19 protein-coding genes are annotated in these 18,043 nt (G+C 38.2%); 10 read left to right on the top strand and 9 right to left on the bottom strand.

Annotation, left to right across the window (positions count from 1 at the left end; genetic code table 11):
- Positions 1-24: 24 nt before the first annotated feature.
- From ACINWC743_RS09360 to ACINWC743_RS09345, 4 genes are all read right to left on the bottom strand, one after another.
- Positions 25-894, bottom strand: a complete 870-nt coding sequence (locus tag ACINWC743_RS09360; protein WP_009585206.1) for a 1-aminocyclopropane-1-carboxylate deaminase/D-cysteine desulfhydrase — start codon at positions 892-894, stop codon at positions 25-27.
- Positions 895-1,009: 115 nt separating this feature from the next.
- Positions 1,010-2,137 (bottom strand): HlyD family secretion protein, encoded by a 1,128-nt coding sequence (locus ACINWC743_RS09355; protein WP_009585241.1) that lies wholly within the window; start codon positions 2,135-2,137, stop codon positions 1,010-1,012.
- A 74-nt stretch (positions 2,138-2,211) separates the two neighbouring features.
- Complete coding sequence (locus tag ACINWC743_RS09350; RefSeq protein WP_009585237.1) at positions 2,212-3,864, bottom strand: MFS transporter; 1,653 nt, start codon at positions 3,862-3,864, stop codon at positions 2,212-2,214.
- Positions 3,865-3,875: 11 nt separating this feature from the next.
- A complete protein-coding gene (locus ACINWC743_RS09345; RefSeq protein WP_009585243.1) occupies positions 3,876-4,424 on the bottom strand; it encodes a TetR/AcrR family transcriptional regulator in 549 nt (182 codons plus the stop codon).
- 235 nt (positions 4,425-4,659) lie between these two features.
- Between ACINWC743_RS09345 and ACINWC743_RS09340 the strand changes: the two genes are divergently transcribed.
- The 5 genes from ACINWC743_RS09340 (at position 4,660) to ACINWC743_RS09320 (ending at position 7,773) form a co-directional block, all read left to right on the top strand.
- Positions 4,660-5,301 (top strand): D-Ala-D-Ala carboxypeptidase family metallohydrolase, encoded by a 642-nt coding sequence (locus tag ACINWC743_RS09340; protein ID WP_009585226.1) that lies wholly within the window; start codon positions 4,660-4,662, stop codon positions 5,299-5,301.
- A gap of 70 nt (positions 5,302-5,371) precedes the next feature.
- Positions 5,372-6,010, top strand: coding sequence for a hypothetical protein (locus ACINWC743_RS09335; protein ID WP_009585218.1), 639 nt, complete (start codon positions 5,372-5,374; stop codon positions 6,008-6,010).
- A 99-nt stretch (positions 6,011-6,109) separates the two neighbouring features.
- Positions 6,110-6,871 carry a class I SAM-dependent methyltransferase gene (locus tag ACINWC743_RS09330; protein ID WP_009585230.1) on the top strand — a complete coding sequence of 254 codons (762 nt, stop codon included), beginning with the start codon at positions 6,110-6,112 and terminating at the stop codon, positions 6,869-6,871.
- 58 nt (positions 6,872-6,929) lie between these two features.
- Complete coding sequence (locus ACINWC743_RS09325; protein WP_009585214.1) at positions 6,930-7,490, top strand: hypothetical protein; 561 nt, start codon at positions 6,930-6,932, stop codon at positions 7,488-7,490.
- Between the two features lie 103 nt (positions 7,491-7,593).
- Positions 7,594-7,773 carry an NF038215 family lipoprotein gene (locus ACINWC743_RS09320; protein WP_005033683.1) on the top strand — a complete coding sequence of 60 codons (180 nt, stop codon included), beginning with the start codon at positions 7,594-7,596 and terminating at the stop codon, positions 7,771-7,773.
- Between the two features lie 64 nt (positions 7,774-7,837).
- Here ACINWC743_RS09320 and ACINWC743_RS09315 read toward each other — a convergent pair whose 3' ends face one another.
- Positions 7,838-9,457, bottom strand: a complete 1,620-nt coding sequence (locus tag ACINWC743_RS09315; RefSeq protein ID WP_009585201.1) for an oleate hydratase — start codon at positions 9,455-9,457, stop codon at positions 7,838-7,840.
- A 399-nt stretch (positions 9,458-9,856) separates the two neighbouring features.
- Between ACINWC743_RS09315 and ACINWC743_RS09310 the strand changes: the two genes are divergently transcribed.
- The 4 genes from ACINWC743_RS09310 to ACINWC743_RS09295 all read left to right on the top strand — a co-directional run bounded on the left by ACINWC743_RS09310 (position 9,857) and on the right by ACINWC743_RS09295 (position 12,356).
- Positions 9,857-10,480, top strand: a complete 624-nt coding sequence (locus tag ACINWC743_RS09310) for a LysE family translocator (protein WP_035300835.1) — start codon at positions 9,857-9,859, stop codon at positions 10,478-10,480.
- Positions 10,481-10,621: 141 nt separating this feature from the next.
- Positions 10,622-11,293 (top strand): CsgG/HfaB family protein, encoded by a 672-nt coding sequence (locus ACINWC743_RS09305; RefSeq protein ID WP_004830104.1) that lies wholly within the window; start codon positions 10,622-10,624, stop codon positions 11,291-11,293.
- A 14-nt stretch (positions 11,294-11,307) separates the two neighbouring features.
- Positions 11,308-11,685, top strand: a complete 378-nt coding sequence (locus tag ACINWC743_RS09300; RefSeq protein ID WP_009585203.1) for a DUF4810 domain-containing protein — start codon at positions 11,308-11,310, stop codon at positions 11,683-11,685.
- The gene (locus ACINWC743_RS09295; RefSeq protein ID WP_009585247.1) at positions 11,682-12,356 is read left to right on the top strand and encodes a DUF799 domain-containing protein; all 675 of its coding nucleotides are present in this window, start codon (positions 11,682-11,684) and stop codon (positions 12,354-12,356) included. Before ACINWC743_RS09300 ends, ACINWC743_RS09295 begins: the two co-directional genes overlap by 4 nt.
- A gap of 337 nt (positions 12,357-12,693) precedes the next feature.
- Here ACINWC743_RS09295 and ACINWC743_RS09290 read toward each other — a convergent pair whose 3' ends face one another.
- From ACINWC743_RS09290 to ACINWC743_RS09275, 4 genes are all read right to left on the bottom strand, one after another.
- On the bottom strand, positions 12,694-13,437 hold the full coding sequence (locus ACINWC743_RS09290) for an amino acid ABC transporter ATP-binding protein (protein WP_004830099.1): 744 nt from the start codon (positions 13,435-13,437) through the stop codon (positions 12,694-12,696).
- Positions 13,438-13,450: 13 nt separating this feature from the next.
- Positions 13,451-14,128 carry an amino acid ABC transporter permease gene (locus ACINWC743_RS09285; RefSeq protein WP_004830097.1) on the bottom strand — a complete coding sequence of 226 codons (678 nt, stop codon included), beginning with the start codon at positions 14,126-14,128 and terminating at the stop codon, positions 13,451-13,453.
- 2 nt (positions 14,129-14,130) lie between these two features.
- Positions 14,131-14,973 carry an amino acid ABC transporter permease gene (locus ACINWC743_RS09280; RefSeq protein ID WP_004830094.1) on the bottom strand — a complete coding sequence of 281 codons (843 nt, stop codon included), beginning with the start codon at positions 14,971-14,973 and terminating at the stop codon, positions 14,131-14,133.
- A gap of 91 nt (positions 14,974-15,064) precedes the next feature.
- Positions 15,065-15,976, bottom strand: coding sequence for an amino acid ABC transporter substrate-binding protein (locus ACINWC743_RS09275; RefSeq protein WP_004830092.1), 912 nt, complete (start codon positions 15,974-15,976; stop codon positions 15,065-15,067).
- 525 nt (positions 15,977-16,501) lie between these two features.
- Between ACINWC743_RS09275 and ACINWC743_RS09270 the strand changes: the two genes are divergently transcribed.
- On the top strand, positions 16,502-17,950 hold the full coding sequence (locus ACINWC743_RS09270) for an RNA polymerase factor sigma-54 (RefSeq protein WP_009585239.1): 1,449 nt from the start codon (positions 16,502-16,504) through the stop codon (positions 17,948-17,950).
- The last annotated feature ends 93 nt before the right edge of the window (positions 17,951-18,043 follow it).

The raw sequence follows: 18,043 nt of genomic DNA, 5'->3' as shown, positions 1-18,043 counted from the left end.
TTTTTCAGAACAATTGTTAGTGTATTATATTGTGAGACGCCCTTGTAAACCGCCAGTATGAATCAACAGAATTCTGCTGTTTTCGACAAAATAGCCTTTAGAGATCAGATCAAATATCCCATAGAACATTTTACCTGTATAAATATGTTCCAATGGTAATTGATACTCTTGCTCAAAATTATGAATGAATCTGAGTAGTTCTGGTGTTGTTTTGGCATAACCACCACAACAATATGCATCGGTAAGTGACCAATTGGTTCGCTGGGTCCACTGTTGGATCTCTTGTTTAAGAAAATCTCCTTTTAAAGCTGAGAAGCCGAGAATATGTTGTTCAGGCGCGCTGCACTCAATAATGCCTGCAATTGTTCCGCCTGTACCGACAGCACAGCAAATCACATCATATTGAGTGCCGTCCTGAGGCTTTAAAATCTCCTGACAACCTTGTATTGCCAAAGCATTTGTACCGCCTTCAGGAATAATATAGGTATCGGGATACTCAACTTGGAGTTGCTGATTAAATTCAGGATCTTGCTTTAGCTTGTAATTTTCACGTGAAACAAATTTAAAATCCATGCCCATTTGTTGAGCAAGCATGAGGGTGGGATTATATGTTTTACTGGCTAATTCCTCACCACGAATGATTCCAATACTTTTAAAGCCAAATAATTGTGCTGCATAAGCTGTGGCGGCAATATGATTAGAGTATGCACCACCAAAAGTCAGAATTTTTTTAAAGCCAAGGCGTTGAGCTTCAACGAAATTATATTTAAGTTTAAAAAACTTATTGCCAGAAATATTTGGATGAATTTGATCAAGACGTCTAACCGTGAGTTGCACAGAACAAGCTAAGTTTAGGTGCTGGTCAGAAATTGTTTGGGCAATAGGATCAAACATCGTCATTTTAAGTACAGGAAAGTGTATTTACAGGCTAGTTTAACCAAATCTGCCCAGAGGAATAAAGAATTGAGTAAACATACTTGGTAAAACACTATTTAGTTATCTCTATTGACTATGATTGTGTATCAACAGAAGTCACTACAGACATTCCAGGTCGTAAAAACTCTAGACCTTTTTGATTTGGATCAATCGCAATCCTGACTGAAATACGCTGTACAACTTTGGTGAAGTTTCCAGTGGTATTGTCGGGTTTCAATACGCTAAATTCAGCACCGGCAGCAGGCGAAATTTGTTCAACGTGACCAGTAAATTTTTGATGCTTCATTGCATCCACCGTAAAGCTTGCCTTCTGTCCAATACGCATATCCGCGATTTGAGTTTCTTTAAAATTGGCAATCACCCATGTCTGTTGTGGAATCAGATACATTAACTGTGTTCCTGCTGAAACATATTGTCCGACACGAGGTGTAACTTCACCTAACTGCCCATCCATTGGCGCTGAAATTACACTATAGTCTTTAGTCGTTACGGCTTGGTCAAATTGTGCTTTGGCATTGGTCACTTGTGCTTTGAGCCCTGATTCAGCAACTTGTGCTGTTTTTAAGGCTTCTTGAGCGACTAAAACGTTTGCCTCAGCCTGCTTTAATAATGCCAAATTGTTTTTTACATCTGCTGCGGCTTTGTCCTGTTCGGTTTTAGAGGTCGCACCACTGTTGCCTAATTGTTGATAACGACGAAGTTGTGCTGTAGATAACTCATAGCTTGCTTTGGCTTGTTCCACTTTGGCTTGTGCCGCCACAATATCAGCTTTGCGCTGTTCAATCGCTTGGCTTTGATTGGCTAAAGTTGTATTGGCTTGGTCAACACCTGCTTCAGCCTGAGTAACTTTTTGATCATAAGTGGTGGTATCAATATGCATCAATGCCTGACCTTTTTTAACATGATCAAAGTCAGTGACCAAGACATCTTTGATATAACCATTAATTTGAGAAGATAGAACAGTCGTTTTACCCTTGATATAGCTGTTATCAGTTGACTCTATTGCACTGTCAAATGGACCAATTTTCCAAGCACGCATAATTACCGCGATCCCGACCAACAACACCAAAAACATAATCAATAAGGTTCTTTTGGCGGTAGGAATTAATTTACTGGATGGCGGTGGCGTTACAGCTGCTGCGGATGCCTGCTGTGCAGGTGCTGGCGTTGCTGGTTCAGTTGGTTTTTGATCTTGTGACATAAGATTTCTCAAATATTTTTAATGCATAGAATGACGTCATGGGGTATTGAGTTGATAAAACTCATGAGCGTTGTCTAACTGCTATTGAGGGCTTGTTGCTTTTTTTTGAGTTGGTAACGTGTCCAAGTAATATTAAAACTACTCCAAATCAACAGTAAAATGGCAAATATTCCATTTAATGCAATCACATCATTATACGCGCGTACCTGAGCTTCACGTGTCACAATCTGGTTAAGGTTACGATAAGCTTGATTCTGTTCTAACGCTTGATCAATTGTATATTTATTGGCAGATTGCTGATACAAAGCAAGACGCTGTACAACTAAAGGGTCTGTTGGCGATAAATCACTGACGATTTCTGCACGATAATTTTGTGTACGCAATTGTTGATAGGTTGAAAAGAACGAATTTCCAATTAAGCCACCAAAACTTTGTGTTGCTGAGAATAGCACCACAAAAGTAACCATATGCGTTGGACCTTTTTGTAAGACACTGATAAATCCTGTCAATAATAAAGGACCAATAAACATACCACTGGCAAAACCCACGATAAACTGACTACGATAGAAGTTTTCTGGTCGCACATCACTGGTGAGGTGATAATCCAAAGCACAAGCGATCAGGACCAAAATCACAGCACCGACCAAATGCCATGAAATTCGTTCACGTTTAAAGGTCAATGCACTAAAAATAGTCCCCGAAGCAATTCCTAAAAAAATCACGCTATATAGTGTAACGAACTGATCTGGACCCATGCCCATGGTCTTTAAGAAATTCACAGCAGCATAGCTTTGCTCTGACATCAGTAAACGAATTGCCAACGCACCAAAAACAAATTTTACTGTGCTCGCTGAACCCAGCCAACGGGTAATAATCAATGGATTAACCCGGTAATGTTCATAGGTCAGCCCAATAATAATTAGGCTAAATCCTGCAATGAGAGCATAACCCAACCATTTAACTTCAAACCACCAAAGAATAGGACCTTGGCTAAGTACGATACAGAGTAGGGCAAATCCTGGGGCTAATAGGGCAAAGGTCAGGAAATCTTGCTTTTCAAATACTTCAATTCTTAAACTACGCGGCAGTTTTAAAGAGACCACCATCGCCAAACAACAGATCGCCAAACCCAGCTCAAAGGTATATAACACCACCCAGTCATTGACATCGACCAGTGATGGAGAAATGATCCAAGCCAGTGGAATGCCCAACTGTTGGAAGCCCAGTGCAAGATAGATTCCACGTCCGAAATTTTCCCGTCGAAAGGCTTGCATAATGTAGTACATACCCAATGAGCTGAGTGGGGCTGCAACCAGACCACTGATGACACGAACAAACAGTGCCATTTCAAACGTATGAACAAAAATATGTAAAACCAAAACGCAGATAAACAAGACCAATCCGATTTCGGAAAAAAGCCGTAGACCATATTGTTGTCTTGCTTTAAACAAAATCATGTTGGAACTGATATTTGCCATGACATAAGCCGCAGGAATCCATGCAGCTTCTGACGGAGTGAGCGAATATTCACCTTGAATCAGGGGGAGGTTTGCGGTAATAAATCCATTACTTAAACTTCCTGAAATTGCCACAAATAAGCCAATAAAAAAATAAATCAGTTTTTTATAAGTTGGATGTGCAATAACAGCAGGCGAACCGGGTAAGGTTGGACGTTCTTCAGGCGTCCAATCGGGTGCAGGTTCAAGTATACGTGGTGATTTATCCATAGCAGTCCCAATTACGCCTTGATACCATCAATCAGCAAATCAACAGCTCTTGTGGCAAGTTGCACTTGTTCCTCATCAGTGAGACCTTGAAATGAAGCACGCAAAATTCCTGTAATCAGTGCATAGTCTTTTGGGGTGAGATCAGGACGGCAAATTTGATGTGCAATTGCTTGGTCAATCAACGGTTGTAAAATCGCATCTCGCCGTTGGTAGATATCCACCATCACTGGATCATTACGATCTATCACACGCCAATATTCCATTAAGGCGGTCAGATAAGGTAAATTCTCAACATGATTACGAATCAAACGAATCAGACCGTCTGGATATTCGGAAAAACTTTTTGCCCGTTCATCTAATCGAGTCAGAGCTTGTTCCATTAACGCAACCACCAGTTCTCGACGATCTTGAAAGTTACGATAGAAAGTGGCTCTGCCTACTCCAGCCTGATCAATCACTAACTGTAGAGGCGCACGTATCCCTTGTTTGCGGAAAATTGTGAGAGCAGCATCGAGTAAATCCTCACGATTTTGTGCTGCCTGTTGTTGGCGTTTACGCATAGCGATAGAGAGAGTTAATTTTATAGTGATATTTAACGGACATTTTTGTCCGTTGTAAATCATTATCTGTGTGATTTTTTGTAAAGTCAGCGCTTATTGTGGATGGGATTGGTTAGAATATCTTTGTGATTCAAATCATAACTAGTCAAAATCCAAGTTTTTATTTATTTATTTTTTAAAATAAAACAATACGTGTGCTGTCATTGTGAAAAATTCTAAATTAATATTCATCATTATGGGCTGTATCAGTTGGGTGACTTTGAATGGCTGTACACCATCTGAAAAAAATGCTGAACATTCATCGTCTTCAAAAAAAACATCAGAACAACAAATTGAACAACAATTCAAAGTTTGGAAGGCTCAACAAGACCCTCATTTATTGGCAGATTATTATCAATTTATATCGCAGTATCTAAAACATCCGCCAAGCTTAATGGAACTTACCACGACTCGAAACTATATGCCTGAACAATGCTATCCCAAACGTTTTGCTGTTCCTCCCAAAGCTTATTGGAAAAACGTGGTGAGTAGTTTACAACTGGTGGAAAAGTTAAATCGTAATGGATATTTTAAAACCTATACCATCACAGCGATCTATCGTGCACCTGAATTAAATAAGTGTGTTGGCGGTGCAGGGAAGAGCAAGCATTTAAGTAATTATGCGGTAGATTTTCACGTATTGTCTCCTAAAGAAACAGTTGAAAAAGATCGCGAATTATTGATTAAAAAAATGTGTCATTTTTGGAAAGTGGAAGGCAAAAATTATAAAATGGGGCTAGGGGTGTATGGGAATAACCGCTACCATATTGATACCCAAGGCTATCGAACTTGGGGGAAAGACTATAAATCGAAAAGTTCAGAATGTTTAAAAAATTAGAATAGTATTTTAAAATCAAGCATCATGAATGTGTTTATATTTAAAAATGCTTGAACTTTAGGAAAGTGATATGTCAAGAATAATAAAGAATTGTGTATGTATACTGGGTGTTTTCACTACGACATCTATCTTTGCGCAAAACAATGCTGCTGTAGAAGTTGATATTGAACAAAGTCAGATTTTGGGACATGCAGGAAAGGTGAAAATTAAAGCAGAATCATGTGCTAAGGACAATTATATCTGTGATTATGTACTGTATGACGCCAAAGGCAAGCGTGAGGTATTACTAGAACAATGGAGTAAAACCGCACATGTTTATCAGTTTAATCCCAACTTAATGGGTTTCCTGATGGGAGCAACGGGTGGTGATCATAACCTTATGGTGGTGAATGATAAAAACCAGCAAAAAGATTATGGTAGTTTTCTTGCTATGAATGCCTCACAGAGCTGTTTTGTCACCTATGAATCAAATTTAAAAAATATGCCAAATTCCTTGGTTTTTTATAGTGTTCCTGATTTTCGAGTCCGTTTAGTGCTCAACAATAAAGTGCCTCAATTCAAACAATTCAGTTATCCAACCACTGCAAATTTTAATGATAATGGCGATTTTTCTTTTAATTATAATATTAAAATTGAAGGTGAAATGGGCGTGCAAGATGTCATTATTCAAAACCCATGTCAGTCCGATTATCGGGTCATTATGAGTTAGGGTTAATAAAATAAAGTTATTAATTTTATTAAAAAGCATCATTTTTATTTTTGAATCAAGTTGACTATTGTAGATTTATTCAACCAAAAGGAATCTATTATGGTCACTCAACATCAAGTCAATCAAAAACAATATCAAACTAAATCAGAAGCTTATTTAAATAGTGCTGTACATGCTCAGGGGGACGAGTTTGCAAAAATGCAAAACTTAATCCAACAACATGACTTTAAGCGGGTCTTGGATTTAGGTTGTGGGGGTGGGCATGTGAGCTATCAAGTTGCACCCATTGTAGAGCAAGTAATTGCTTATGATATTACTCCCGAAATGGTCAATCTTGTGACCAAGCAATCGCAACAAAAGGGATTTGATCATGTGGTTGGACAGGTTGGTGCAGCAGAACAATTGGATTTTCCTGCAGAGCATTTCGATTGTGTGATTAGTCGCTATTCTGCACATCATTGGCAAAATATCACGCAGGCACTCCATGAAATTTACCGAGTATTGCGTGTGAATGGCAAAGTGATCATGTTTGATATTATTGGTAACTCCAATCCTGTCTTAGATACCTTTATTCAAACCATTGAAATGATTCGAGATCCAAGCCATGTTCGAAACTATAATTTATCTGAATGGATGGCTTTTGTGGAACAGGCAGGCTTTAAAGTCGAAATCATTGAGAAACAAAGTTTAGCGTTAAATTTTCGTAGTTGGGTAGAGCGGATGCAAACACCTGAAGATGGCATCAGCACGATTCGCTATTTGCAATCTACAATATCAGATCATGTACGCAAATATTACCAAATTCAGAAGGATGGCACATTCACCAGTGAAGCGGTATATTTGGTATTGAGTAAAATTTGATTTATACACCATGTCAAAAATAACAATGAAAAGATGTTTAATCATAATATTGAGCCTGATGTTTTACACAGTAAATAGTCATGCTGAAACATTTAAACGTACTGTGGCAAACATTGGGCAGTTTTCTGTTATTCAAGAATCATGTGATGAGGATGCCAATAAGCATTGTGATTTTGTGCTGTATGAAGGTGATGATTACAGACTACCTTTGGTTGTGGATTGGGAACGAGGTTTAAATTTTGAACATCAGACCAACGATTTTTTGCATTTAAGTTATGGGTATACCTTCAATCTTCATCATAGTTTGTTTATCTCCAAAGATGGTGTAGTTCAAGCCTTGAATGATGTTGTTGCGGTAGATGAAAAGTCGGGGTGTATTGCTCGATTTGAGTTCAAAGATGAACCTACAATTATTTTTCAGAAAATGTTTCGCTCGACAGCACTCAATAAAATACAATTAAAACCTAATGAATATCCCCAAGCCGAATCTGTATGGGTGGATGCTTCGCAGTACTTTAGTGATATGAAATTTGATGAACAAGGACGTTTTAATTATCGTTATGCCAATAAAAATGCTGATGAAATCACTGCTTACTTGAAACACCCTTGTAAAGAATAAAGTTTTAGACCAATAGAAAACATTTGAAATAAAAAAAAGCTGTATTTTTAATCAAAACTGTTATGCTCAAAGGATAAGTAAAACAAAAAGTAGAGGAGATGCTATGAAAAAGCTATCCATGGGTTTGAGTGCAATATTGGTGGTGTTGTTAGTTGGATGTGAAAAAAAACCTCCTACACCGACCAAGACTGAAGTTCGCTCCATTCATATTGCAGGAATGCCAGTATATGAAAAAGATTACCGCTTAACTGCTCGCGATACACCAACTGAAATACAACCATAGAAGCGTATTTTGAAAATATTCAACCCATAGATCAAAGTTGATCTATGGGTTGAATTAAATTGACTTAATGAAAGACTGTTTCTAATGCTTTTAATCCGACTTTAGGATCAAGTAAACCATTATAAATATCGGGAATTTCACGTTCTACGCCAAAAAATGCATAAATTGCGAGCATTGCACCACGAACTGAATATTCAACAGTAAAAACAACATCATCTTCAATTTCAACGAATTGTCCCAAGAAGGCAAAGTTTTTAGAACCTTGAGGAATTACTTGAGGGCGATCACCAGACTTGCGACAAGCAAATAATGCTGATGCATAAGGCATCATTGCTGTTGTCACTGTGGTATTCGCTAACACATGTTCGAGAATATCATCAAAACCAAGTTGTTGAATCAGCTCAGTAAGGATCTCATTGCCTGTGGCTTGGGACATCGGCTTTTTGATGTAATCCCCATTTTGATCAATTTGGAAACCATAGCCCCAAAGTGTAAATGTGCCTTGAGGTAAATCAGCAAAATGTGGTTGGGCTGGGACAACAATCGATAAATGCCAACCAGACTCAAACCAAGTCATCAATGCGCCTGTGCCAGGTTGATTACCGGTATATTCAATAATGCGATTTAACAGCACATCATCATGCATGGTGAGGGTGAAAGATTCCCATTTATGTTCATCGATGTTGCCATAAAAAGTCATTGGACGACCAAAGTCAGGCGCTTTTTTTGCCAAGGTTTCCCACAATGTCCAGCCATGATCAAGACGATCACGAATAAGTGCTGGCACATCATCATTGCCACCATAACGGGAATCAGCTGTAATCGAACCTAAAGTAAATATAGCCAGATCATTTTCTTTTAAATCGATTTGCTCAGCACCTTCAGGGAGGTTGATATATAAGCGTGTCGCTCGTCGTTCTGAGGTTTTTTCATCGGTTTGGAAATCAGCATCAGTTACATAATGTCCAAAACGAACATCGACGCCTTGCTCTACCAGCCAGCGTTGTAATGGTAAAATCATTGAGTCATATTGGTTATATTTGGTTCTTTTTACGCCTGCGAGCGTATGAATACGGGGCAGTTCTTGAATAAAGCGTAGAAAATAGCGACGCAGTTCTGCTGCACTGTGCCATTTCTGGAAAGCGAATGTTGTACGCCACATACGCCAGAAATTTGTTTCAAAGAAGGTTTCATCAAAGAACTCATCTATACGACGACTACCAATTTTTTCTTCTTTTGATGCCAATAAACGTAACATTTGTGCACGATGTAAGGTATTTAAACCCAGTTTAGATGCATCAGAAATAACATGTTGTGCATTGATCAAGCGAGCTTGGGCATGAGTTTTAATCTGCTCATTGAATTCACGACACTCTTCACGAACAGAAATATCAGGATTTTCTAAAGACGGAATACTGGAAAACAAATCCCATAGACATAAATAAGTTTCATCAGTAAGCATACGTCCACCGCGAGTGACCCATGCTTGAGATGTATTGGGTGTGTGTGCACCATCCATAGATCCACCAGATACATCCAGTTCTTCTAGGATATGAATATTTTGAGCAGGAACCTTGGCATCACGGATCGCAAATGCAGCTGCTGCCATACCTGCGATACCACCGCCAACAATCCAAAGATGTGCTTGTTTAGCATCTAAATGATTAGGTTTATAGTTGTTCATTTTTACCCCTGAATATGAAATTTTGATGATGTATAAATTAAAACCATAGTTTTATTATGGATTTTTATAGCTTAAAAAAGAGTGAAAAGGAAAGTTATTTTTTGTGATCAAAATCTTCAGTTTTATGGATTTTCAGAATATTTCAACGCGATCTATTAATTTTTTGATATGATGCAAGTTATTGAAAAATAATTTTTTATTGAGCTTTTGCTCTAAAATGAATCAAAGCTATTGTATTTGAGAATAATTCACAACTGTATAGAACAAAGTGGCTGAATTCGATATGGTTTTAAACTATAGAAAAACTTCATAGTGAAATAATCAATTTTTTTGTATCTTCAAAAAACGCTTGTGGCTTAAAATAAGCTTCTTTAAATACTCTTTGTGACGAGGTAACTCTTGGAATCGTTATTGATTTTAGGCTCTATTGCGCTAGCGTTAATGTTGGGTGCAATCAGTCCTGGTCCTACATTTGTGTATGTCGCTAAAAATTCAATTGCGATTTCTCGTAAACACGGATTATTTACAGCATTGGGTACAGGAACTGGTGCAGCATTATTTGGCTTTCTTGCAGTGATGGGTTTACAAGCCATATTACTGGCAGTGCCATCTGCCTATTTAGTTTTAAAACTCTGTGGTGGGCTGTATTTACTTTGGCTGGCTTATAAAATTATAAAACATGCCAAAGATCCAATAGAACAAGCATCTGGCTCTTCGTTTAGTATGAGTTATCAACAAGCTTATCGCTTGGGTTTGATCACACAGTTGAGTAATCCTAAAATTGCCATTATTTTGGCGAGTATTTTTACCGCACTTTTACCTAAAGAAATTCCAACCTATTATTATTTTGTTTTACCCATTTTGTGTTTCTTTATCGATGTTGGGTGGTACTCCTTGGTTGCTGTTGCATTGTCAGCAGAAAGACCACGCCGTGTATATTTAAAATTTAAGAAAGTATTTGACCGAGCTGCTGGCGGTGTGATGACTGTACTGGGGCTAAAGTTGATTTTTGGATTGAAATAATCAAGTGATTATTCTATAAAAAACAGCGCCTGTTATTGAAGTTCTTTTATTTTATCAATTAAATTAAATAGTTAATTTAGTATTTGCTTGTTATAATTGGCTTGAAAATTATAATGGCTTTGACCATAGAGAGATGTAACCTTGAAAAAAATATTATTTATTGCTGCCCTAAATGGGTTGGTTCTGAGTGCTTGTTCAACCACTGAAACTTCAAAAACGATTCAAGCACCGCAAGTGACTGCTGCGACGACAACGATGAAATATACAGGCGTTAAAACACCAATCTCGATTGGTAAGTTTGATAATCGCTCAAGCTATATGCGCGGCATTTTTTCTGACAATGTTGATCGCTTAGGTGGTCAAGCAAAAACAATTTTAGAAACGCATTTACAGCAAACAGGATACTTCTCTGTACTGAATCGAGATAATCTTTCTGAATTACAACAAGAAGCTGGATTTGGTAAGGCTGCTCAGTCGATTAAAGGTGCTCGTTTTGTTTTGACTGGAGATGTTTCTGAGTTTGGTCGTAAAGAAGTGGGTGATCATCAATTATTTGGTTTACTTGGTCGTGGCAAGACACAAATTGCGTATGCAAAAGTCAATATCAATGTGGTGGATGTAAAAACTGCAGAAGTTGTACATTCTGTGCAGGGTGCAGGTGAATATGCGCTGAGTGAACGAGAAGTTTTAGGTTTTGGTTCAACCGCATCATATGATTCAACACTCAATGGTAAGGTTTTAGATTTGGCCGTTCGTGAAGCTGTCAATAATCTTGTGAATGATATCCAAACCAACAAGTGGTCAACACAATAGGTTTGAATCAACACATGAAAATTGTTTTATTCTTGATCAGTTGCTTGGCGACCTTAAGTTTAGTCGGCTGCGCTTCTGGACCAAAGTCTCTATATCGTTGGGGAGGATTTCCTCAACAAACTTACCTGATGTTGAGCGTTCCTGAAAAAACTTCACCTCAGCAGCAAATTTTGCTGCTTGAGAAAGATATTGAAAAAGCAAAAGCCAAAAACGAAGCAGTACCGCCTGGTTTATATGCACATTTGGGTTTATTAAACTTAAATATCAATAATGCTCCACGTGCAATTGAGTATTTTGAATTGGAGCGTCAAGTTTACCCTGAGTCCAAAGTATTGATGGATCGTTTACTTGAGAAAATGACCACTCGATCTGTTGAGGTTAAGACGCCATGAAGAAAATGAAACAATTGCTGATTTTGAGCTGTTTCGCGATGCTTTTTACTGGCTGCGCAGTGGCACCCAAAAACAACCGAGATTTGGCTGCATATCATGCGCATCAACCTAAGTCGATTTTGGTACTACCACCCATTAATAACTCGCCTGATACGCGTGCAACTTATGGATATTGGTCAACGGTGGCACTTCCAGTTGCTGAGGCGGGTTATTATGTGTTCCCCATTTCTGTTGTTGATACCATGTTTAAAGAGAATGGGGTCACCAATGGATTTGATGCGCAAGCAATTGCTCCTCAAAAGTTAAAAGAGATTTTTGGGGCTGATGCTGCATTTTATATCAAAGTCAACGAATATGGTTCTAAGTATCAGGTGATTCAATCTGTTTCGACAGTTGCTGTAGAAGCAAAGTTGGTGGACCTCGCATCTGGAACTTTACTTTGGCAAGGTGAGGAGCGACTTCAACAATCCAATGATAATAGCAATGCAGGTTTACTAGGGGCTTTAGTGGGCGCTGTGGTGGATCAGATTTCTAATCACTTGTCTGATAAAGCTTATGCCTTATCTGGTGTTGTGAGTTCGCAGTTGTATTCCCCTAATTTAAGCCAACAAAAAGGCTTGTTATACGGACCAAGATCGCCCAACTTTACTCAAAATACAGTAAAACCTTAGGGGCTGTGGACATTTCATAAATGGCTTGCGTTGTAGGTTAAAATTGAGCAGGCAAGGCATGAAATGAAGAGAATAGCGAGACTATTTTTAAGTTTCATAACGTAGCCTGAGATAATTTTAGCCACAACCCTTCGGGACTAGCGTGTTTTTTGTCGCTTCGTCGTTACGAACTACTCATTTAGAATGACTAAATTTCGTATTTCGTGCCTAGAATCGCCTAAAAAACACACCTAGTCGCAAACATAGACGAATTGTCCACAGACCCTAATAATTTATTGTTCTTGTTAAAAAAACAAAACCCCAATTTTAATTGGGGTTTTGTTTTAAAGCCGAAATATCAATGTACCATTGAAATCTTGTCTAAGAAGAACTTGGTTCTTTCATGACGCTCATCTGGTTTATTAAAGAAGTCATCGGTTGCACAGTCTTCTAAAATTTTACCTTGATCCATGAAAATCACTCGGCTTGACACTTTACGCGCAAAGCCCATCTCATGAGTTACGCACATCATGGTCATCCCTTCTTTTGCCAGCTGACTCATAACTTCAAGAACTTCGCCAACCATTTCTGGATCAAGTGCAGAAGTCGGTTCGTCAAATAACATACATACTGGATCCATACACAAACCTCGGGCAATCGCAACACGTTGTTGCTGACCACCTGACAGTTGTCCAGGAAACTTGTTCTTATGTGCTGCTAAACCGACACGATCTAAATATTGTAAGGCTTTTTTCTCAGCTTCAGATTTAGAACGTTTCAATACTTTGATTTGCCCAATGACTAAATTGTCTAAAACGGTCATATGCGGAAACAATTCAAAGTGTTGGAATACCATACCAACACGAGAGCGAAACTGTGCCAGATCAGTTTTTGAATCTTTGAGCGCTGTTCCATCAACAATAATATTGCCTTCTTGGAAAGGTTCTAATGCATTGACTGTCTTAATCAGTGTGGATTTTCCAGAACCAGATGGTCCACAAACGACCACAACTTCACCTTTTTCAATGGATGTGGTGCAATCTGTGAGAACCTGAAAATCTCCATACCATTTTGAGATATGTTGTATTTCTATCATTGGCATATTGATTCTCCAATTATCGAATTATTGCTATTTTTTGATGTAAACGCTTCACAAGTCTTGAAAGCGCAAAGGAGATACAGAAGTAAACAACTGCTACAATCAGGTAGAAGGTTGCTTTGGTTTCAGCACCATACGTATTTGCTAAAGTATTTGCATTGCCTAGGAAGTCTGGCGCACTGATCACATACACCAAAGAGACGTCTTGGAAAAGTACGATAGATTGAGTCAATATAACAGGTAACATATTTCTAAATGCTTGAGGCAGTACGACATTGGACATGGTTTGTCCATAAGTGAATCCTAAGGCATAACCTGCATTGACTTGACCTTTTGAGACAGACTGAATACCTGAACGAACAATTTCTGAAAAGAATGCAGCTTCAAAAATTGCAAAGGTGACGACACTGGAAAAGAGTGGTCCATAATAGGTATCTGATTGAAACTCAAAGAATTTAGGCAATAAAAAATAGAAAATGAAAATGACCTGAATCAGTGGAACACCACGGAAAAAGTCAACATATGCTTTAGCAAAATTACTGGCGACTTTATTGTCGGATAAACGCATCATGGCTAAAGGCGTGCCAATCAGAATCCCGCCAATAATAGATAAAATCGTCACAGTAACGGTAAACTTAAACCCTGCAATCAGTGTTTGAATCACATCGTGATTTTGTAAAATACTAAAATCCATGACTATTTACCTCCTGAACCAAGACCAGGAACAGCCATTCTTTTTTCAATCCACGCCATAATAAGCTTAATGGTGTAGGTAATGACCAAATAGACTGGTGTTGAAAGAATAAGAATCACAATATCTTGTGATGTTTCTTCTCGCATCGTTTTGGTATAAGCAAAGAAGTTTAAAACACTGAGTGCATACAGCACGGCAGAGTTTTTGAAGATGTTCATTGCTTCGGAAGTGAGTGTTGGCCATACAATTCGATATGCAACAGGAAGAATGACATAGCGATAGCTTTGGCTTTGGGTGAGACCAATTGCAAAAGCTGCATTTTTTTGACCTCTGGAAACGGTATTGATCCCTGAGCGGACTTGTTCTGCGATACGTGCTGCTGTGTACAATCCTAATGCAAAAACCCCAACTGCGGCTGGATTGTCATTGAGAATATTTTGCCACCATCCACCGTGTACCATTTCACCACTGCCTGTGCTGAGGCTGAGTGGGAGTAGTTCAGGAAAAACGAATGCCCAGAAAAAGAGTTGGACAATCAGAGGAATATTTCGAAACAGTTCGACATAACATGTGCCAATAAAGGCAAGTGGCTTGTTGGGAATCGTACGCAAGATTCCGATTAACGAACCCAGCAGGAAAGCGATAAAAAATGCAAGTACCGCAGTCCAAACCATGGTCCAGACACCTGAACCTAAGAGTTGTAACCATGTTGGTGCATCAGCAACAGGAGAGTAACTTTCACCACCTATAGCTTTACAGACGGATTCAGCCCATGCAGCCTTATCCAAACTATATTCATTTGAGGGGAGACAATATGCTGTCCAGTTAAGTGAGCCTACTGACATGTGTGCTCCTTTGTATTTTTAATTTTGTAAAAAACTTATAGACCAGACCTTGATTTAAGCCTGATCTATAAACTGTGATTTGAGCACGGAATTAATTAATGCCAGCGTCTGTAGGATTGGCTTTAAGTTTTAAGTAGGATGAACTCATTGGCATATTTAAGTTCACATTCTTTGGTGCAATTGGAGATTGGAACCACTTTTTATATAAAGCGGCCATTTGACCATTTTTCCACATTGTCGTGACCGTCTTATCCGCAATGGCTTTATATGCTGCATCACCTTTAGGAAGCATAATGCCGTAAGGCTCAGAAGAAAGCACTGGACCTACGATTTTAAAGTCTTTCGGATTTGAAGATTTCGCAATGAGACCGGCAAGAATATTGTCATCCATAACAAATGCTGCTGCACGTCCTGATGCCACCATTGCGAATGAATCAGAATGATCTTTACCGTAAACGTTGTTTACGTTGACCTTTTCACCTTTTTCACCCATTTTGATGTATTTATCAGATGTAGTTCCTTGTGTTGTCACTACAGCTTTACCATTTAAATCTGCTATTGATTTAATTGGTGCATTTGCTTTGACTGCCATGCGTACTTCTGTCGCATAGTAGTTGGTAGAGAAGCTTACTTGTTGTTGGCGTTGAATAGAGTTGGTGGTTGTTCCACACTCCATATCAATATTGCCTGCCAGCATTTCTGGAATACGTGTAGATGAAGTAACAGCCTTATATTCCACTTTAAGGTTAGGCATTTTAAGGGTTTTTTTAAGTTCGTTGGCAAAGTTGTTACAGATATCAACCGCATAACCCATTGGTTTACCACCAACAACATAGGAAATTGGATCTGAAGACTCACGATAACCAATGATGACTTTTCCTGATTGCTTGATTTTTGCCAAAGTATCAGCAGCTTGAACTTGTGAAAAAGCGCCACCAGCCATAAGTACGCCAAGCGCAGTGGTGAATACTTTTTTTGATAGTGCTTTTGTAGATTGTGTCATTTTGAGTTCTCCATTACATGATTATTTTAGCATTACAATAGTGCTTGTCCTTAAATTAAGCAGTTATCGTGCCAATGCTTTTCCTTGAAAGAATGATCCATCATATTTCTTTATATCATTATTTTTATACTCACTATTCCAATAAGTAAAGGATAAAAATAATAAATTTAGCAAAACTAGAAATGTGATTGGTATCACAAAGCGAAACCTATTTTATTTAAATATTTTGAAATAAATAGCCCTAAGCTCATTTATTTTTGCTTATAGTTTTTTAAACTATATTTAGATATTTGATGGCTATTTCACCAGTACCAATATGTGACTATTCGATAAGTTATTCATAAAAATAATACATTTTTAAAATTTAACTTTAACTTATAAATAATAAATATTTTTATGTGATTTATTCATTTTTTTTGCTAGTCGTCCCATGGTTACTGTGGTATAAAAAATCAATAGGCATGAATTTTGCTTTATTTACTAAAGCAAAACAAAGTGAAATAAAGCACTGTGGGAAGTATAGGTATGAAGTTATCGGTTGGATTAAAAGTTGCAAACTCGTTGTCGCTTACGCCACAACTGCAACAAGCCATTCGATTACTACAATTATCGAGCTTAGAACTTGAACAGGAAATTCAAATTCAACTGGACAGTAATCCTTTGCTTGAAAAAGTTGAAGAAGAAACACATGAAAGTTTGGAAAGTGCACAACAAGAACAACAAGAGTATGAACTTTCAGATGCTTTAAATGCCAATCATTTGCCTGACGAGTTACCTGTTGATACTGATTGGGATGATGTATATACCCATCAATCTACTGCAATTGAGCGTCCAGAGTTTGAAGACCGTGAAGACAATCGCCATTCAAATGCATCATTAAAAGAGCATATGCTGGGACAAGTGAATTTGTTGCATTTTTCCCCAGTCGATAGGTTAATTGCGTATTGCATTGTGGATGCCTTGGATGAAAAAGGTTTTTTGGAGGCGGATATCGATGAAATTGTCAGTTCTGTTCAACATTTGCTACAACAAATGGACTATGACATTGAAGTAGAAGAAGACGAGGTTTTGGTTGTCTTAAAGCATATTCAACGGCTTGAACCGATAGGTATTGGAGCACGAAATCTTGCAGAATGTCTTTTTGTGCAAATCGAGGCTCTCCCTATAACGACTTTGTTTAGGAAAGAAGCCCTGATGTTATTAAAACATTATGAGCTTTTGGTCAGTAATGATCTCAATAAATTGATTAAGCAAACGGGATTAAATGCTGAATCATTGAAATCAGCAATTGAATTGCTCAAAACTATGAAGCCATATCCTGGGGCAGAGTTTGAGCAAAAAGAATCAGATTACCAAATTCCTGATGTGGTAGTTTCCAAAAAGAATAATCACTGGCATGTTCAGCTGAATCCAGATGTTTTGCCTAAGTTGAGAATCAACTCTTTTTATTCAGGCATGATCAAACGTGCAGATCAAAGTGATGAGAATCAGTATTTACGTAATCAAATGCTGGAAGCTAAAAACTTTATCAAAAGTGTCGATGAACGCCATAAAACATTATTAAAAGTCGCCAGTTGTATCGTACAGCATCAACGTGAATTTTTAGAAATTGGTGCAGAAGGTATGAAGCCTTTGGTGTTGAGAGATGTGGCTGAAGAAGTTGAATTACACGAATCAACAGTGTCGCGAGTCACCACGAATAAGTTTTTACTCACACCATTGGGTTTGTTTGAGTTGAAATATTTCTTTTCAAGCCATGTGGGAACGACTTCGGGCGGTGAAGCATCATCAACAGCAATTCGTGCCAAAATTAAAAAATTGGTGGCGGATGAAAATCCTCGTAAACCATTGTCTGATAATACGATTGCTAATTTGTTAAAAGAGGATGGAATCGATGTTGCACGACGTACGGTCGCAAAATATCGCGAATCGTTACATATTCCATCGTCATCAGACAGAAAAGTCTTGATCTAGTTTTTAAAGTGTGGCTATTCTAATGATTCATTATGACGAAATAATGAATCGCTTGTTTGTCTTTTGGAGTAACTTAAATGATTGCATGATATT

Origin of the sequence: Acinetobacter sp. WC-743 (genome assembly GCF_000335555.1) — a bacterium.
Classification (GTDB): Bacteria; Pseudomonadota; Gammaproteobacteria; order Pseudomonadales; family Moraxellaceae; genus Acinetobacter; species Acinetobacter bereziniae.
This window is presented reverse-complemented; position numbering and strand designations above follow the sequence as displayed.